The sequence below is a fragment of the Pseudomonas sp. B16(2017) genome (assembly GCF_002113205.1).
GTDB lineage: Bacteria > Pseudomonadota > Gammaproteobacteria > Pseudomonadales > Pseudomonadaceae > Aquipseudomonas > Aquipseudomonas pharyngis.
Map to the genome: position 1 here is coordinate 47,351 of NZ_NEKA01000003.1, position 17,418 is coordinate 64,768.

The following is a 17,418-nucleotide window of genomic DNA, read 5'->3' on the forward strand; positions in this document are numbered from 1 at the left end:
ATAAACGGCGAACAACCAGAACACAAGTCGGTAAATGCGTTCGGACAAGGCGGATTTTTGTGATAGGGTTCGCGCCCTCAAAATTCCGCCGCGGCATTTTTTTGCGGTGAAAAACAGTGACAGACGGTCTAGCTCAGCAGGTTCGCGGCCTACACGGGAATTCCTGGTTTCTTACACAATTTACGCACAGGTTTATCCACAGCTCGTACGTTGCAAGCCCCCTCGAAACGCATTATCTTGTAGCACGGCGCGAGGACAGACCCTACATATAGGGTTTTCCATTCCAGAGCCCAACCACATTTCGGACCTGAAACTCAAGTGCTTTATTGCCAGTTTCCGGTTGAACCAAGCAAGTTTTTCAAAGCCCAAACCGCACTTGCGGATGGCACCGTTTTTCAGGTTGGCAACGACCGGAACGGTACGGGTGTTGCAGTCATTACTGTCACCCTGGAAGTAATCCGGCTCGAGCCTTGGCTCGTGGCCGAAAACTTCGGCAAGGATGCGGCGTCATTAGCCTTTTTCCTACTGGTCCGAAGTTGTTATGCCCGACGCCCGTCGGTTGTAGTGCTTCGGACCAGAACGGTGAGCACCATGATGGTGCCCAAACAAACATAGAGAATGTGGAGATCACCCCCCATGCAAACCGACACAACTCGCGAGAACCCGCAGGGCACCTTGCCGCAGGCCGCCGATTCGAATTCGGATCTGGCTGCCACCGCGCCTGGCCAACTGCGTGTGATCAAGCGTAATGGCACTGTCGTTCCTTACACAGATGACAAGATCACCGTCGCTATCACCAAAGCGTTCCTCGCAGTTGAGGGCGGCACCGCTGCCGCTTCGTCGCGAATCCACGACACCGTTGCCCGCCTGACCGAACAGGTCACCGCGACCTTCAAGCGTCGCATGCCGTCGGGCGGCACCATCCACATCGAAGAAATCCAGGACCAGGTCGAACTGGCCCTGATGCGTGCCGGCGAGCAGAAAGTGGCTCGCGACTACGTGATCTACCGAGACGCCCGTTCCAAGGAACGCGCCACCCGCACCACCGCCGAAGCACCGGTACAGGCGCACCCGTCGATCCGCATCACCCGCGCCGACGGCAGCCTCGCGCCGCTGGACATGGGCCGCCTGAACACCATCGTCACCGAAGCCTGCGAAGGTCTGGCTGAAGTCGACGGCGACCTGATCCAGCGCGAAACCCTGAAGAACCTGTACGACGGCGTGGCCCTGAACGACGTCAACACCGCGCTGGTGATGACCGCCCGTACCCTGGTCGAGCGCGAGCCGAACTACTCGTTCGTGACCGCCCGCCTGCTGATGGACACCCTGCGCGCCGAGGGCCTGGGCTTCCTGGGCGTGGCCGAGAGCGCCACTCACCACGAAATGGCCGACCTGTACGCCAAGGCACTGCCGGCCTACGTCGCCAAAGGTATCGAGTTCGAACTGCTGAACCCTGTGCTGGCCTCCTTCGACCTGGAAAAACTGGGCAAGGCGATCAACCACGAGCGCGACCAGCAATTCACCTACCTGGGCCTGCAGACACTGTACGACCGTTACTTCATCCACAAGGATGGCGTGCGTTTCGAACTGCCGCAGATCTTCTTCATGCGCGTGGCCATGGGCCTGGCGATCGAAGAGAAGCAGAAAGAAGACCGTGCGATCGAGTTCTACAACCTGCTGTCCTCGTTCGACTACATGGCTTCGACCCCGACCCTGTTCAACGCCGGTACCCTGCGTCCACAGCTGTCGAGCTGCTACCTGACCACCGTGCCGGATGACCTGTCGGGCATCTACCACGCGATCCACGACAACGCCATGCTGTCGAAATTCGCCGGCGGCCTGGGCAACGACTGGACCCCGGTTCGTGCGCTGGGCTCGTACATCAAGGGCACCAACGGCAAGTCGCAGGGCGTGGTTCCGTTCCTGAAAGTGGTGAACGACACCGCCGTCGCCGTTAACCAGGGTGGCAAGCGCAAAGGCGCTGTCTGTGCCTACCTGGAAACCTGGCACATGGACATCGAAGAGTTCATCGAGCTGCGCAAGAACACCGGTGATGACCGTCGTCGTACCCACGACATGAACACCGCCAACTGGATCCCTGACCTGTTCATGAAGCGCGTCTTCGATGACGGCAAGTGGACCCTGTTCTCGCCGTCCGAAGTACCGGACCTGCACGACCTGACCGGCAAGGCCTTCGAAGAGCGCTACGAGTACTACGAAGCCCTGACCGAATACCCGGGCAAGATCAAGCTGTTCAAGACCATCCAGGCCAAAGACCTGTGGCGCAAGATGCTGTCGATGCTGTTCGAAACCGGCCACCCATGGCTGACTTTCAAGGATCCGTGCAACCTGCGTAGCCCGCAGCAGCACGTCGGCGTGGTTCACAGCTCGAACCTGTGCACCGAGATCACCTTGAACACCAACAAGGACGAGATCGCGGTCTGCAACCTGGGCTCGATCAACCTGCCGAACCACATCGTCGACGGCAAGCTGGACACCGCCAAGCTCAAGCGCACCATCGACGTCGCCGTGCGCATGCTCGACAACGTGATCGACATCAACTACTACTCGGTACCGCAGGCGAAGAACTCCAACTTCCGCCACCGTCCGGTCGGCCTGGGCATCATGGGCTTCCAGGACGCGCTGTACCTGCAGCACATCCCTTACGGTTCCGACGCTGCCGTCGAGTTCGCCGACAAGTCGATGGAAGCGGTCAGCTACTACGCGATCCAGGCTTCCTGCGACCTGGCCGACGAGCGCGGCTCGTACGAGACGTTCCAGGGTTCGCTGTGGTCCAAAGGCGTACTGCCACTGGATTCGCAACAGATCCTGATCGAAGCACGTGGCCAGAAGTACATCGACGTCGACCTGACCGAGTCCCTGGACTGGGCACCGGTTCGCGCCCGTGTACAGAAAGGCATCCGTAACTCGAACATCATGGCCATCGCACCGACCGCAACCATCGCCAACATCACCGGCGTCTCGCAGTCGATCGAACCGACCTACCAGAACCTGTATGTGAAATCGAACCTCTCGGGCGAATTCACCGTGATCAACCCGTACCTGGTTCGCGACCTGAAGGCTCGCGGCCTGTGGGACTCGGTCATGATCAACGACCTGAAGTACTACGACGGTTCGGTTCAGCAGATCGAGCGCATCCCGCAAGAACTCAAAGAGCTCTACGCGACCGCGTTCGAAGTGGACACCAAGTGGATCGTTGACGCCGCCAGCCGTCGTCAGAAGTGGATCGACCAGGCTCAGTCGCTGAACCTGTACATCGCCGGCGCTTCGGGCAAGAAGCTGGACGTGACCTACCGCATGGCCTGGTACCGTGGTCTGAAAACCACCTACTACCTCCGTGCCCTGGCCGCGACCAGCACCGAGAAGTCGACCATCAACACCGGCAAGCTGAACGCTGTTTCCAGCGGCGGCAACCACGGCGACGACTCGGTCCTGGCAGCCCCTGCCGGCCCGGCTCCAGTACCGAAGGCTTGCGCCATCGACGAGCCGGATTGCGAAGCTTGCCAATAAGCTGAGCTGAATCGGGCGTTGCGAAACGCCTGATCCGAGAAACCCCCGACAGACTTCTGGTTTGTCGGGGGTTTTCTTTTGCCCGCGCAAAAAGCAAAAGCAAAAGCCGCCCTCACCCTAACCCTCTCCCGGAGGGAGAGGGGACTGACCGAGGTGTTTTATAGAGATACGCCGACGTGAAATACCGAGGTGAACTTGGATTTTGAAACGCATACAACTCAACCCCTGCTTTCTCTGTTCCTGCTTTCTCTGTTCCTGCTTTCTCTGCTCCTGCTCCTGCTCCTGCTCCTGCTTCCACTTCCGCTGCTGCTTCTGCTTCCGCTCTCCACCACTCAACACGATGAGCGTTAGCTCGAGTACCGCTTTTGACGTGCCGGCCCCATCGGAAGGCTGAGTGGAGGGATTTATCCGGGGGTGGGAGCGCAGCGACCGTGCGGCGCAGCCGCATGCATCGAGAGGAGGTGCAGCGAAGCAAACCGTAGGCGATGCCCCCGGATGAATCCCGTAACGAAGGAACACCGAGCCAAAGCGAGGTGCCGAACGCCGGGGCCCAGCGTTTTGGTTACTTTTGGGCGTCTGCAAAAGTGACTCGCCGTAAGGGCGAAACCGCCAGCGGCAGCACCCGAAGCAACGGATAAACACCCCAACCCCCAGCCAAAAAAAAGCCCCTCAAAAAGAGGGGCTCCCGTACAAAACCAAACCCAGAAATCAGGTCATCTGAATAATGGTCTGCATGATAGTGCTCTGAGTCGAAATGGTCTTGGCATTCGCCTGATAGTTACTCTGACCCTTGATCAGATCAACCAGCTCATTGGTCAGGTTAACGTTGGACTCTTCCAGCGAGTTCGAAACAACCGAACCCAGCGTACCGGTTTCCGGTGCATCGTAGCCCGGGATACCCGAAGCGAAGGTTTCTTTCCAGCTGGTACCACCGATTGGCTGCAGGCCCTGCTCGTTGGTGAAGCTCGCCAGCGCGACCTGGCCGATGGCCTTGCTCTGGTTGTTGCTGAAGTTGGCGAACAGCGTACCGGTACCGTCGATGGTCAGGTTGGTGATCTGGCCAGTGGCATAACCATCCTGAGTCGGAATCGAACGCGCGGTGTCAGCGTTGTATTGAGTGGTCTTGGCCATCGAAATGGTAATGCCGGCCGGGTTAGCCGAAGCACCGTTGGCCGTCCACACGCCGTTGGTGACAGTGCCCGGTACCCAGCCAGTGAGTTTCAGGTCGCTGCTGATCACGGCAGGCGGAGTACTGACCTGAGTCAGCTTGCCAGTGGAGTCAAAGGTCATGGTCGATGCGACAGGCGCAGTGACTTTCGGATCGCTGCCGGTAGCATCCGGGTTGCGACCGTCCACCAGGGTGTAGACCTTCCAGGTGTTGGCGCCGGTCTTCACCATGTACTGATCCATGACATGGGAGTTGCCCTGGCTGTCATAGATCGGAGTGCTGAACGACTTGGTGTAGGTCGCGAGGTTGGTCGGGTCGAACTTGCCGGCCGCTACTGTGTCGTCGATCACCGGAGCCGTCGAGTTCAGGTTGATGGTCGAGGTCACCAGCGAGGTGGACTTCGGCGCCAGGTTCGAGGTGTCGATCTTCAGATCGGTCAACACGCCGTTGATGATCTTGCCGTTGGAGTCCACACCGTAGCCTTGCAGACGCGAGGTGTAGTCGGTGTTGGTGATGAAGCCGTCCTTGTCGACCTTAAACGTACCGGCACGGGTGTAGGAGATCGAACCGTTGTTGCTCAGGGTGAAGAAGCCCGAACCATTGATCCCCATATCCAGCACGTTGCCGGTGTTGTTGATGTCGCCTTGGGTGAACTGCTGGGAAACGTTGGCCAGACGCACGCCGTTACCAATGACCTTGCTGCCGCTGCCCAGACGAGTCGCCGAGTAGACGTCTTCGAATTCTGCGCGGGACGATTTGAAACCGGCGGTCGCGACGTTGGCGATGTTGTTGCCGGTCACGTCCAGTTGCTTGTTGGCTGCATAGAGACCGCTAAGGCCGATATTGAAAGACATATTCCACTCCTTTGTGCCGGTTAGTCGGCTCTATATACCAATGGTTTGTACTTTGGACAGGGCGACGGTGCCCTTGCCGGACAGGTTGAGCATCAGCTCGCCGCCGGTCTGGCTGATCGTCACGCTGGTGACCGTGGCTGGCAGATAGGTCGCCAGGTCGGTCGCGGTGCCGTTGATCGAGGCGTTGGCCTTGACGGTGTAGGTACCGGTTTTCACCAGGTTGCCGTCCTTGTCCTTGCCGTCCCAGGTGAAGCTTGCATCGCCTGCGGCGCGACTGCCCAGATCGATGGTGCGAACGGTGGCGCCGCTGCTGTCGGTGATGGTGACGGTACCGCCGGCAATCGACGACGGAACGGTGACCGAACCGGTCATGCCTTTGCTCGGATCGTCCAACTGAACCGTGTTGGTCTGCACAATCACATTGCGACCCACCAGCGACGACGCCTGCAGGGCTTGCGACGAGTTGTAGTTGCCGGCCAGCGAACTGACGGTGCTGTTGAGGGTGGTGATCCCCTCGAGGCTGCTGAACTGCGCGAGCTGGGCAACGAATGCGCTGTTGTCCTGGGGGTCGAGCGGGTTCTGGTTCTTCAGCTGAGTCACCAGCAGTTGCAGGAACGCGTCCTTGCCCAGGGCCTGGCCGCCAGTCGAGCTGTTGGTGGCCGAAGCGATGCCGCCGGCGGTGGTGCTACTGGTCTTCTTCGAAGAGTTGGCCAGTATGTCGTTCATCGTCAGGCTGCTGGTGGTATCAGTAACACTCATGGCAGTCGCCCCTTATTACTGACCGAGGGTCAGTACTTTCTGCATCATGGTCTTGGCGGTGTTCATCATTTCGGCGTTGGTCTGGAACGACCGGCTCGCGGAAATCATGTCAGCCATTTCTTCCACCACGTTGACGTTCGGGTAGTAGACGTAGCCCTTGGCGTCGGCCGCCGGATGGTTCGGCTCGTAGCGCGCTTCGAGGTTGCTCTGGTCTTCGACCACGCCCATCACCTGCACGCCCTGACCGGCCGCGTCCTGGTTCTGGAACAGCGAATTGCTGCCGCCGCTCTGGCCGCCCTGGAACATGGTGGCGAACACCGGGTGACGGGCGCGATAAGTCTGGTCGATGCTCGACGAGACGGTCTCGGCGTTGGCGATGTTCGAGGCCACGGTGTTGAGACGGGTGGTCTGGGCGCTCATGCCGCTGCCGGCAATGTTGAAAACGCTGGACAGGGACATGGATTACTCTCCGCGCAGGGCTGACACAAGCCCTTTGAATTTGCTGTTGAGCAGGGTGAAGCTGGCCTGGAAGCCGACGGCGTTTTCCGCGTAGTTCGACTGTTCCAGTTGGGCGTCCACGGTGTTCTGGTCGATCGACGGCTGCATCGGCGTGCGATACATCAGCGACTCGTCGCCATTGCCCAGACCTTCAGCTTCGATGTGACGGCTGTTGGTCATGTTCAGGGCGATGGTGCCGTTGGCGTTCTTCTGGCTCTGTGCTTCGAGCACTTTGGAGAACTCCAGATCCCGCGCCTTGTAATTCGGGGTGTCGGCGTTGGCGATGTTGTTGGCCAGCACTTCGGCACGCTGGGCGCGGAAGCCCAGAGCCTTTTCGTGAATGCCGAGCGCTTTATCGAAGCTGATGCTCATGTCGGGAACCTTCAGGTGACCGGATTTTTCGTAACTGGGTTATAGCAAGCGGCGTGCCAGTTTGAGAAAGCCCCGGATTACGGGGCTTTGCATGCAATCGGCAACACGGCAATGCCAGAAAAGCGGCAACCGGTTTCCGCCGGATGCCGCTTTTCTGCCGCCTGCCACCGGCAAAAACCTTCAGGCATAAAAAAACGGGAGCCCCTGAGGACTCCCGTTTTTTGTGTCGCCAGTGTTTCACTTCGCCTGGTAGATGATCCCCGGGCTGCACTGAACCATCTGGTAATGATCCGGCAGACCGTTCAGCGCTTCGGAAGCGCCAAGGAACAGATAACCGCCCGGCTTCAGCGTGCTGTGGATGCGCAACAGGATGTCCTTCTTCACCTCGGCGGAGAAGTAGATCAGCACGTTGCGGCAGAACACGATGTCGAACTTGCCAAGGCTTGCGTAGCTGTCGAGCAGGTTGAACGAGCGGAATTCCACCCGGTTCTTGATCGGCGCCTTGATCGCCCAGCGCCCCGGCCCTTTCGGGTCGAAGTAGCGCTGCAGACGATCGGCGGACAAGCCGCGGCCAATCGCCAGGCTGTCGTACTCGCCGGTCTTGCAGTTGGTCAGCATGCTGCCGGACAGATCCGTGGCAACGATCTGCACGCCCATCTTCAACTGACCGATGTTCGTCCGCTCGAACTCGTCGATCGACATCGACAGCGAGTAGGGTTCCTGACCCGACGAGCAGGCCGCCGACCAGATCCGCAGACGCTGGTTGGGAGCGGCCTTGATCGCTTCGGGCAGCACCTTGTTCTTCAAGACTTCAAACGGATAGGTGTCGCGAAACCACAGGGTTTCGTTGGTCGTCATGGCATCGACCACCTGCTCGCGCAAACCGCTGCGCGGCTGGGTCTGGATGCGCTGAACCAGCTCACCCAGGGACTTGATGCCTTGCTGCTCCATCAGTTTGTTGAGACGGCTCGAGACCAGATACTGCTTGTTTTCACCGAGCAAAATGCCACAGGCTTTTTCCAGGAAGACCCGGAACTGTTCGAAATCCAAATTACCCGTAGACAAATGATGCCGCCTCTTAAATCGTGTTGAACGCCGAGGGCAGAAGGCCCTTAGCTGATGTCTGCTGCTTTGATCCGGTCGACTACCCGGGATGCCAGGTCATCAGGACGGAATTTGGCCAGGAAGTCATCGGCACCGACTTTCTTGACCATCGCCTGATTGAACACACCCGACAACGAAGTATGCAGGATGATATGAAGCTTTTGCATGCGAGGGTCGCTGCGAATCTCGGCCGTCAGGGTGTACCCGTCCATCTCCGGCATTTCGATGTCGGAGATCATCATCAGGAACTCTTCTTCCGGCTTCTTGCCCTCGTCGACCAGCTTGCGCAGGTAATCCAGCGCCTGCCTGCCATCGTTCAATGCCACCACTTCGACACCGACCGTCTGCAGGCAACGCGTCACCTGCTTGCGCGCCACCGACGAGTCATCGACCGTCAGCACCCGCAGCGACAACGCCTTGCTCTGGGTCTCGACATCCACCACGCCGACCGAAATCGCTTCCGGGGTCGGCGCAACTTCCGCCAGCACCTTCTCGACGTCGATGATTTCGACTAACTGATTGTCGACCCGAGTCACAGCGGTCAGGTAGTGATCGCGTCCGGTGCCCTTGGGCGGCGGATGAATCTCTTCCCAGTTCATGTTCACGATACGTTCCACCGAGCGCACCAGGAAACCCTGGGTCTTGGTGTTGTATTCCGTGATGATCACAAACGGACTGTTCTTGTCTTTCAAAGCACCGGAGCCGGTCGCCATCGCCAGATCAAGAATCGGAATGGTCGCCCCCCGGATATTCGCCACCCCGCACACGACAGGACTGGACTTGGGCATCAGCGTCAGTTGCGGGCACTGCAGCACTTCCCGAACCTTGAACACGTTGATCCCGTAGAGCTGCTGACCGTCGAGACGGAACAACAACAGCTCCAGGCGATTCTGCCCCACCAGTTGCGTGCGCTGGTTCACCGAATCCATTACACCAGCCATGCCCAGACTCCTACACCAACGCCAAGTGTTGTTGCGACGCACATTCATTGCTAAACGGCACGGCGCTTGCTTTTTAACTCGTATGAACGCTCAAACGACATTTTTCCGACGCCTGACATCTCCCCTCCGCAGAGGGCTTTGCGCGATGTCCGCCGTTTGCCTGTCTTTCGCTGGCAGCCCTGCCGTTGCTGATGCGGTTACCATGCCTGACATGCTTATCGGCGTCACTCAGGGCTTTCTTGAATTCACCGTAGAAGACTATCTGGCCACCAGTCAAACGGAAGGCCGTTATGAAATCGAGGTCAACCAGCTCGATCCACGCATGCGCATGCCTATGTGCGACAAGGAATTGACAGCGACACTGGAGAGTCCGGCACGTCCACTGGGCCGTGTCACGGTCAAGGTCCGCTGCGAAGGCGCCTCCCCCTGGACGGTGTTCGTGCCCGCTCAAGTCCGCCTGTTTCGCGAGATTGTCACCACCACCCGGCCACTCAAGCGCGCCGGCATCATCGAGCCGCAGGACGTGACCTTGCGCGAGCGCGACGTCAGCACGATCAATCAGGGTTTCCTGACGTCGGTGGATGAAGCCATCGGCCAGAAATTGACCCGACCAACGGTAGCCGATCAAGTCATTACCCTGGTGCATCTGGAACAGGCGGAAGTCGTTCGCAAGGGCGATCAAGTGGTGATCACCGCCCGCAGCGGCACCCTCGCCGTACGGATGCCGGGCGAAGCGCTGGCCAACGGCGGCCTGAAAGAACAGATTCGAGTGAAGAACCTCAACTCCCAGCGGGTCATCAAGGCGCAGGTTGTGGCGCCCGGCCAGGTGGAAGTAGCGATGTAAGCGGCGAGTGAGCGGCAGGATGAACGGATATTTGAAAAGCCCCTGAGCGTTTGGCAGAAAACTGGCGCTGACCAGAGCTGTTCCCTAAACTGTGCCTCAGCAGGACCTGCAACGGCGCATGCAAGCTCATTGCTAAATGGGCCTAAAGTTTTCCAGGGGATGGCCGAGAACATGGCAAGCGTCCAAATTCCCAGAGGTTTTTAACATGGTCATCGATTTCAGCCGTTTGAACAGCTCCTCGTCACTTACGGGCAGTACACGTACCAGCAACGCCAAGGAAACCGCCGAAACCGGCACCTCCGCGCCGCTGAATACCCCGGCCGAACAGGCCAGTACCGCAAAAAGCGGGGAATCGGTACACCTCAGCAATGAGGCTCAACAGTTGCAGAAGGTCACTGACAAGCTGCGTGATCAGCCTGCCGTCGACAAGGCCCGCGTGGCCGAGTTGAAAGCAGCGATTGCCGATGGCAGCTACAAGGTCGACAGCAACCGTGTAGCCAGCAAACTGCTCAATTTCGAAGCCCAGCGCTAGGCCTCGGTCAGCGCCAGGCTTTTGGACGCTTAAAACCCAAGGCCAGCCATGCACGACACTAATTTATTGCAACTGATCATCGACGACTTTGCTCCAGCTCAACAATTGCTGGAGTTACTGCAAACCGAGTCCCTCGCCTTGCACGGTCGCGACATGCCTCTGCTGGAAGAAATTCTGGCGAACAAGCAGGCATTGATCATTCTGCTCGAACAGCATGGCCGCAAGCGCAGCGAAATCCTCGCCAGTCTCAATCTGTCGCTCGACCGCGCCGGCCTGGAACAACTGGCCAGCCAGTCGAGCATCGGCGACCAGTTGCTCAGCCAGAGCGATGTCCTGACCGATCTGATCGCTCAGTGCCAGGCAGCCAATGCCAGGAATGGCCAGTCGATCATCATGCAACAGGCCGCCACGGCCAATCAGCTGAAAATCCTCACCGGCGGCGAGCCACCCGCGCTCTACGATGCCAGTGGCACCTTCTCCAAACTGCAGAAACCGCGCGCGCTCAGCCAGGCGTGATGCTTTCTTCTATGCTTGCGCCCTATCAACGTGCGAAACATGCTGGCAAAATACTGGCCAGCCATAGTCAAATTTTGTCTGGAGATTGATTCAACGTGTCCAACGTCCTCAGCGCGGATGATGCTCCGCAGCCCCCAAAGGTGCTCACTACACCTCTGGAAATCTCCAGCAACCTGCGCCAGCTGCAAGAAAGCCATGATCCTCTGATCATCACCTTCCACGAGCGCAGCCAGCGCTTCCAGAGCTACCTGATCAAGGTTGACCGGGAAACCGCCACGATTGCCCTGGACGAAATGATCCCGCGCGATGGCGAACGCTTCCTGCTGGCTGGCGAGCCGTTCAAGGTCGAAGGTTTTCATGACGGCGTGCGCATTGCCTGGGAATGCAACGGCACGCTGAACATCGAAGAATCCAGTGGCGATCGTTTCTACACTGGCGACCTGCCCACCGAAGTGGTTTATCACCAGCGCCGCAATGCTTTCCGCGCCGCTTTGAAGCTGACCGACCTGGTCAGCGTCGAACTGGGCGGCGAAAAGCTCAAGTCGCCTATCGGCGGCAAACTGCTGGATATCTCCGCCACCGGCTGCAAACTGCGTTTCGAAGGCGACATCACCGACCGCCTGCAACTGGGCCAGGTTTATGATCGCCTGATCGCCGCGCCGCTGTTCGGCAACCAGCCCACCTCGGTCGAGCTGCGTTACCTGCACTTCGAAGAAAAACTCAACATCACCTTCGCCGGCCTGCGCTTTCACAACATCAGCGGCCCGGCGGCGCGCAACGTCGAGCGTTTCGTTTATCAACTGCAACGCGAAGCGCGTCGGTTCGATAAAGACGACCTCTGATCGACTGGCATTAAAAAACGGGCAGTCACTGCGGGGACTGCCCGTTTTTTTATGCCTGAATCACGGTCTGGCGGGGCTGATGTCCGGCCCCTCACCTTCGATTGTCGAATCGGTTGGCGCGACAGGTTCTGGCTCGGGTTCAGGTTCAGGCTCCGGAGCGACCGTATTCTGCATCTGCTCCTGCACCACTTGTTCATCGACCCGCGGATCAAGCGCAGCCACCAGCGGCGAGCTGGACATGCTGTCCGGCATCGCCACGTGATGCAGCGGTGCATCGTCGACCTGGTGCAGATTGGTCACGGCTTTCGGCCGGATCCGCCACACCAGCACCAGCGCGAAAAAGGTGAAGAACGCGTACAGGCTCTGCGGCCCGAACAGCTTCATCAGCACACCGGCCGCCAGCGGCCCGATACTGGCGCCCACGCCATAGGTCACCAGCAGCATCGCCGTCAGCGACACCCGACGCTCGCCTTCGACGTGGTCGTTGGAGAACGCCACCGCCAACGGGTACAGGCAGAACTGCACCAGCGAACAGAGGAAGCCGACCACGAACAGCACCTCCAGCGGCACCTGCGGCAGGATCGCCAACGGCAACGAAGCAACCGCGAGGAACAGCGCGAAACAGCGGATCAACAGCGCCCGGTCATAGCGGTCGGACAACCAGCCCAGCGGCCACTGCACCACCAGCCCGGCAAAAATGCAGCTACCCATGAACAGACCGACCTGCTCGGTGGACAGCCCCTGCTGCGAGGCATACAGCGGCGCCAGACCGTAGAACGAACCGATGATCAGCCCGGCCCCGAGCACCGTGCTCAGCGACTGCGGCACGCGCTTGATAAAGAAGCGCGGCTCCATCGGCGCCGGGTGCAACGGCGCCGGGTGAATCCGTCGAGTCAGCGCCACCGGCACCAGACACAGGGCGAAGCACAGCGCGACCAGCATCAACAGTTCCAGGCCAAGGCCCGGGTGCATGACCAGAATCAGCTGACCGAGCACCAGCCCCAGGTACGACGCGATCATGTAGCCGCTGAACACCAGACCGCGCTGATTGGCGTCGGCCTGCTCGTTCAGCCAGCTCTCGATGACCATGTATTGGCACATCATGCCGAGGCCGACGATGGTCCGTAGCACCAGCCAGGCCGGCAGCCAGTCCACCAGCCCATGACCGAGCACCGCCGCGCCGACGATCCCGGCACACGCCGAGTAGGCACGGATATGCCCGACCCGGGCGATCAGGCGGTGACCGATCTTGCCGCCCAGCACCAGACCGAAATAGTTGGCCGCCATCAACGCACCGACCCACAACCCGTCGACATGGTCGGCAGCCAGACGCAAAGCCAGATAAGTAGATAGAAGGCCCGAGCCGATCAACATCATCAGCGAGGCGAAATACAGCGCTCGAAAGGATTTCCAGATTTGGCGCATCGGCGTTCCGAGCGGCTCCTTGCAGTAAGTATCGGGCTATCAAACGATAGCCCGACGGCGACATTTCGTCAGGCCTGGGCTGCTAGAACACGGCGTTCCCAGGGAGTGATTTCATCAAAGAAACTGGTCAACTCCATGGTCTTCGAAGCGATGTAGCCTTCGATGAACTCCGTGCCGAACAGTTCCTTTGCAAGCTGGCTGCGTTTCAGACGTTCGAGCGCCGCGTGCAAGGTACACGGCAGCGAAAGATTGTCCGGCACTTCGAACTCGCCCTGAATCGCTTCGCTTGGTTCGAGTTCATGCTCGATGCCGTACAAGCCGGCGGCCAGGCTCGCGGCAATCGCCAGGTACGGGTTGGCATCGGCCCCCGGCAAACGGTTCTCGACCCGACGCGCAACCGGCGAACTGGCCGGAATGCGCAGGCCGGCGGCGCGGTTGTCGTGGGACCAGCAGGCGTTGTTCGGCGAGGCAAACGGATGGCACAGCCGTTGATACGAATTGACGTTCGGCGCAAACAGCGCGGTGAAATCAGCCATGCCCGCCTGCTGCCCGCCGATGAAGTGGCGGAACATTGCAGTCGGCTGACCGTCCGCGTCACTGAACACGTTCTTGCCGCTGCCGATTTCGACGATGCTCTGGTGAATGTGCATCGAACTGCCCGGCGTGTGCGCCAGCGGCTTGGCCATGCACACCACGGTCAGGCCGTGCTTGAGCGCGACTTCCTTGAGCAGATGCTTGAACAGAAAGGTCTGATCGGCCAGCAACAGCGGATCACCGTGCAGCAAGTTGATCTCGAACTGGCTGACGCCCATTTCGTGCATGAAGGTATCGCGTGGCAGGCCCAGAGCCGCCATGCATTTATAGACTTCACTGAAGAACGGTCGCAGACCGTTGTTGGAACTGACGCTGAACGCCGAATGACCGTCCTCGCGACGACCGTCGAGACCGACTGGCGGCTGGAACGGTTGGGTCGGGTCGGTGTTCGGAGCGAACACAAAAAATTCGAGTTCGGTCGCCACCACCGGTGCCAGACCGAGGGCTGCGTAGCGGGCAATGACTTTTTTGAGCTGGCCACGGGTCGACAGGTTGGAGCTTTCGCCGGTGAGCTCGTCGGCATCACAGATTGCCAAGGCCCGTGGCTCTTCACTCCATGGCAATGGGTGAATCTGCGCAGGATCGGCCACCAGCGCCAGATCGCCGTCATCGCTGCCATAGAATTTCGCGGCAGGATAACCGCCCATGATGCATTGCAGCAGCACCCCCCGGGCCAACTGCAGACGCCGCCCTTCGAGGAAGCCCTCGGCGGTCATTACCTTGCCCCGTGGCACGCCGTTCAAATCCGGCGTGACACATTCAATCTCATCAATGCCCGTCAATCGCTGCGCGAGTGAACGCTGGCCATCGGTTGTCATGACGCAATCCTTGTTATTGTGCGAGCCGCGAACGGCGACCCGGACAAAATAGGCTTCGGCTGTTCGGAATATCAAGCAGCAGCCAACAAAAAGAATTCCGGTCGATGAATCGGTGATTCAGGGCAGGTAAATACTGAACACGCCGCCGCCCAACGGGCCGCCATTGCGGATCTCGGTACGCCCGCCTACACCGTTGCGCTGATGCAGCGCAGCGATGCGCCCGGCGAAGTACAGACCCAGCCCAGTGCTGCCACTGCTGTGGTTGATGCCCTGCACGTAATCGGCCTGACGCTCAAGCATTTCGGCCGGGTAACCGTCGCCGTCATCGTTGATGCTCAACACCAGTTGCCCCGCCTCATCGCTGACGGTGATCAGCAGCGATTCGCGGGCGTAGCGGATCGCATTGTTGATGCAGTTGCCCAGCACCGAGGCGATCAGCTCACGGTCGAAGAAGCCCAGGGGACTGAGCGGATCGACTTCGTAAGTGGCGAGGATTCCACGACTGGCGAACACTTCCTGATGCGCCGCCAGTTGCGCCTCGATGAAGTCGTCCAGCTCGTGATAGGCCGGCTGCAACGGCATCTGATTCACCCCAAGCTTGTACAGCCCGAGCAGTTGCACCAGCATGCCGTTGAGGTGGGCGAACTCGAAGTCGATCACGCCCTGCTCCGCCCCCTGGCGCTGCGCTGCGGGCAAGCGCGCCAGCCATTGGCTGTGGGCCTGCATCAGCATCGCCAGAGAGTTTTTCATGTCGTGCACGGTGGAGGCGATCACCGTGGAAAAATCCAGTGCCTGCTCGTCTTGGTTCATTCGCCAAACGCCTTGCTTTTCAGCTTCTGATAACGCGGATAACGCGCGTCGGTATCGGGCATCATGCCCACCAGTTTCAGGCAGGCCCGACATTCTTCCAGCTCCGCCGACGGCACATTGGTGTCGGTGCCGTGCAGCAGCGACTGAGCCATGTTCAGCGCAATACTGATGTTCTTCGGTTGCATCTTCAGCGCCTTGCGGAACACCTCGCGAGCCTCCACCAGGTTGCCGGTCTTGTACACGCGCACGCCCTGACGGTTGAGGTCGGCGGCCGCGTTGCTGGAGCTGAGAATAGTCGGATCGTCAGTGAGCTTGGCGATGTCTTTCATCACCGTCGGGTCATCGCCGTAGATTTCCGCGCAGCTCTTGAGCATCGACGTACCCGCCTCGGCCTGACCGAGCATCTGCAATTGCTTGGCCACCAGCAAAGCGGCCTCGGGGCTCATGAACTGCTCCATGCCGTCGAGGCGCATCAGCGCCTGCTCGGTGAGTTTTTCGGCGGTCTCGGCATCGTTGAGCAGCAGGCTCGTGGCCTTCATCAGCCGCGCACGAATCTGCAGGCCCGGATCGGTCGGGTTTTCCTTGGCCACGGCACTGAGGGTGGTGTTGATCTCCAGACGCGTACGGGTGTCGAGCCCGCGTTCGCTGCCCTTACTGATCAAGGCATGCGCCAGGCCCAGATTGCTTTCCGGATCCTTGAACCGCGATTGCGCGCCCTGATTCACCGCCTGGCGATAAGCCCGGGAAGCGGTGTCGAAATCTTCGTTGGCCATCGCCAGCTTGCCCAGCAACGCCTGACGGCGCACCGCCAGCGGCGACAGGCGAATCGCTTCCTCCAGCACTTGCTGCGCGCCTTTGGTATCGCCTTCGGCGACCAGCACGTCAGCCATGCCGTCATACAGCGCCGGCATCATCGGGAAGACCTTCAGGGCTTTTTCGTAAACGCCCTTGGCCTGACTGACCTGCCCGCGCTTGAACAACAACTTGCCTAACCCGGCAAAGGCCCACGGCAACGGCCGGTCAGCGATGATGCTGTCGTAAAGGCGCTCGAGCGCTTCGTTCTGGTTCATGTCGCGCAACGCATCGGCGCGATAACGCAGGCACAGCGGCGAATAACGGATGTCCTGTTTACACAGGGCGATGCAGGCGTTGAGCACTTCCATCGGTTTGCCGCGGTCGAGGGCTTGCAGAATCGGCTTGAGCAGGGTCTTGCGCTGCTCCAGACGCTCCAGCCGCTGAGCGAGGCCGGAGCGATTGAACGGCTTGGTCAGGTACGCGTCCGGTTCGTGCTCCAGGGCACTGAGCACCATCGCCTGACTGGTCTCGGCCGTGACCATCACGAACACCGCTTCGTGGCTGATCAGCTTTTCCATCATCAGGTCTTCCAGCACCTGCTGACCGTTCTTCTTGCCATCACCGAGGTGGAAGTCCTGGAGGATGAAATCGTAGGACTTCTGCGCACACATTTTCAGCGCCTGCTCACCGGTGTCGGCGGTGTCCACGTCCTTGACGCCCAACTCGCGCAACATCGAACGCACGGAACTGCGGAAATCCGAGAAATCATCGACGATCAGAAAACTCTTTTGGTGATACGACAGCATCGAGGATTTCCAGGCAATTGAAGAAGATGGACCATTTCCAGGCGCGCAGATGATAGCTGCCGGCCAAATGCTATCAAGCGATTTCGCGCGACTCTGTAGTCACCGAACGGGTTATCGGCCGGATCAGTGGTTCTCTTGAAGCGGGGGTTCAAGATTCGTTGCGCAGTGACTTAATTGCGCGGCGGTTCTCAACTTCGAACGCGGGTACA

Annotated in this window: 15 protein-coding genes; 5 read left to right on the forward strand and 10 right to left on the reverse strand. The window is 59.5% G+C overall.

All coding sequences use genetic code 11. The features are described from left to right. Positions 1-636: 636 nt before the first annotated feature. Positions 637-3,531, forward strand: a complete 2,895-nt coding sequence (locus CAG25_RS05505; protein WP_011335505.1) for a ribonucleoside-diphosphate reductase subunit alpha — start codon at positions 637-639, stop codon at positions 3,529-3,531. Between the two features lie 708 nt (positions 3,532-4,239). Here CAG25_RS05505 and flgE read toward each other — a convergent pair. The 6 genes from flgE to CAG25_RS05540 all read right to left on the reverse strand — a co-directional run bounded on the left by flgE (position 4,240) and on the right by CAG25_RS05540 (position 9,227). After that, positions 4,240-5,553, reverse strand: a complete 1,314-nt coding sequence (gene flgE / locus CAG25_RS05515) for a flagellar hook protein FlgE (protein WP_039772113.1) — start codon at positions 5,551-5,553, stop codon at positions 4,240-4,242. A gap of 30 nt (positions 5,554-5,583) precedes the next feature. Further along, complete coding sequence (gene flgD, locus CAG25_RS05520; protein ID WP_085610718.1) at positions 5,584-6,312, reverse strand: flagellar hook assembly protein FlgD; 729 nt, start codon at positions 6,310-6,312, stop codon at positions 5,584-5,586. A 15-nt stretch (positions 6,313-6,327) separates the two neighbouring features. After that, positions 6,328-6,771 carry a flagellar basal body rod protein FlgC gene (gene flgC, locus CAG25_RS05525; protein WP_007960329.1) on the reverse strand — a complete coding sequence of 148 codons (444 nt, stop codon included), beginning with the start codon at positions 6,769-6,771 and terminating at the stop codon, positions 6,328-6,330. A 3-nt stretch (positions 6,772-6,774) separates the two neighbouring features. Continuing rightward, positions 6,775-7,182: a flagellar basal body rod protein FlgB gene (gene flgB / locus CAG25_RS05530; RefSeq protein WP_007960328.1), complete on the reverse strand. Its 408-nt coding sequence runs from the start codon at positions 7,180-7,182 to the stop codon at positions 6,775-6,777. Positions 7,183-7,419: 237 nt separating this feature from the next. Next, positions 7,420-8,247 (reverse strand): protein-glutamate O-methyltransferase CheR, encoded by an 828-nt coding sequence (gene cheR / locus CAG25_RS05535; protein WP_085610719.1) that lies wholly within the window; start codon positions 8,245-8,247, stop codon positions 7,420-7,422. Between the two features lie 47 nt (positions 8,248-8,294). After that, positions 8,295-9,227 (reverse strand): chemotaxis protein CheV, encoded by a 933-nt coding sequence (locus tag CAG25_RS05540; RefSeq protein WP_011335509.1) that lies wholly within the window; start codon positions 9,225-9,227, stop codon positions 8,295-8,297. Positions 9,228-9,309: 82 nt separating this feature from the next. Between CAG25_RS05540 and flgA the strand changes: the two genes are divergently transcribed. From flgA to CAG25_RS05560, 4 genes are all read left to right on the forward strand, one after another. After that, on the forward strand, positions 9,310-10,071 hold the full coding sequence (gene flgA, locus CAG25_RS05545; RefSeq protein ID WP_064598681.1) for a flagellar basal body P-ring formation chaperone FlgA: 762 nt from the start codon (positions 9,310-9,312) through the stop codon (positions 10,069-10,071). A gap of 205 nt (positions 10,072-10,276) precedes the next feature. After that, a complete protein-coding gene (flgM, locus tag CAG25_RS05550; RefSeq protein ID WP_007960324.1) occupies positions 10,277-10,603 on the forward strand; it encodes a flagellar biosynthesis anti-sigma factor FlgM in 327 nt (108 codons plus the stop codon). Between the two features lie 48 nt (positions 10,604-10,651). Continuing rightward, the gene (locus CAG25_RS05555) at positions 10,652-11,119 is read left to right on the forward strand and encodes a flagella synthesis protein FlgN (RefSeq protein WP_039772108.1); all 468 of its coding nucleotides are present in this window, start codon (positions 10,652-10,654) and stop codon (positions 11,117-11,119) included. Positions 11,120-11,214: 95 nt separating this feature from the next. Beyond that, entirely contained in the window at positions 11,215-11,961 is a 747-nt protein-coding gene (locus tag CAG25_RS05560; RefSeq protein ID WP_039772106.1) for a flagellar brake protein, read from the forward strand. Between the two features lie 60 nt (positions 11,962-12,021). On the opposite strand, the gene CAG25_RS05565 is transcribed toward CAG25_RS05560, so the two are convergent. The 4 genes from CAG25_RS05565 to CAG25_RS05580 all read right to left on the reverse strand — a co-directional run bounded on the left by CAG25_RS05565 (position 12,022) and on the right by CAG25_RS05580 (position 17,209). Then, positions 12,022-13,386, reverse strand: a complete 1,365-nt coding sequence (locus tag CAG25_RS05565; protein ID WP_085610720.1) for an MFS transporter — start codon at positions 13,384-13,386, stop codon at positions 12,022-12,024. A 68-nt stretch (positions 13,387-13,454) separates the two neighbouring features. Then, entirely contained in the window at positions 13,455-14,696 is a 1,242-nt protein-coding gene (locus CAG25_RS05570; protein ID WP_178076447.1) for a glutamine synthetase family protein, read from the reverse strand. Positions 14,697-14,915: 219 nt separating this feature from the next. Beyond that, entirely contained in the window at positions 14,916-15,608 is a 693-nt protein-coding gene (locus CAG25_RS05575) for a sensor histidine kinase KdpD (protein ID WP_085610722.1), read from the reverse strand. Next, the gene (locus CAG25_RS05580; protein ID WP_064598688.1) at positions 15,605-17,209 is read right to left on the reverse strand and encodes a tetratricopeptide repeat-containing response regulator; all 1,605 of its coding nucleotides are present in this window, start codon (positions 17,207-17,209) and stop codon (positions 15,605-15,607) included. Before CAG25_RS05580 ends, CAG25_RS05575 begins: the two co-directional genes overlap by 4 nt. Positions 17,210-17,418 lie beyond the last annotated feature (209 nt).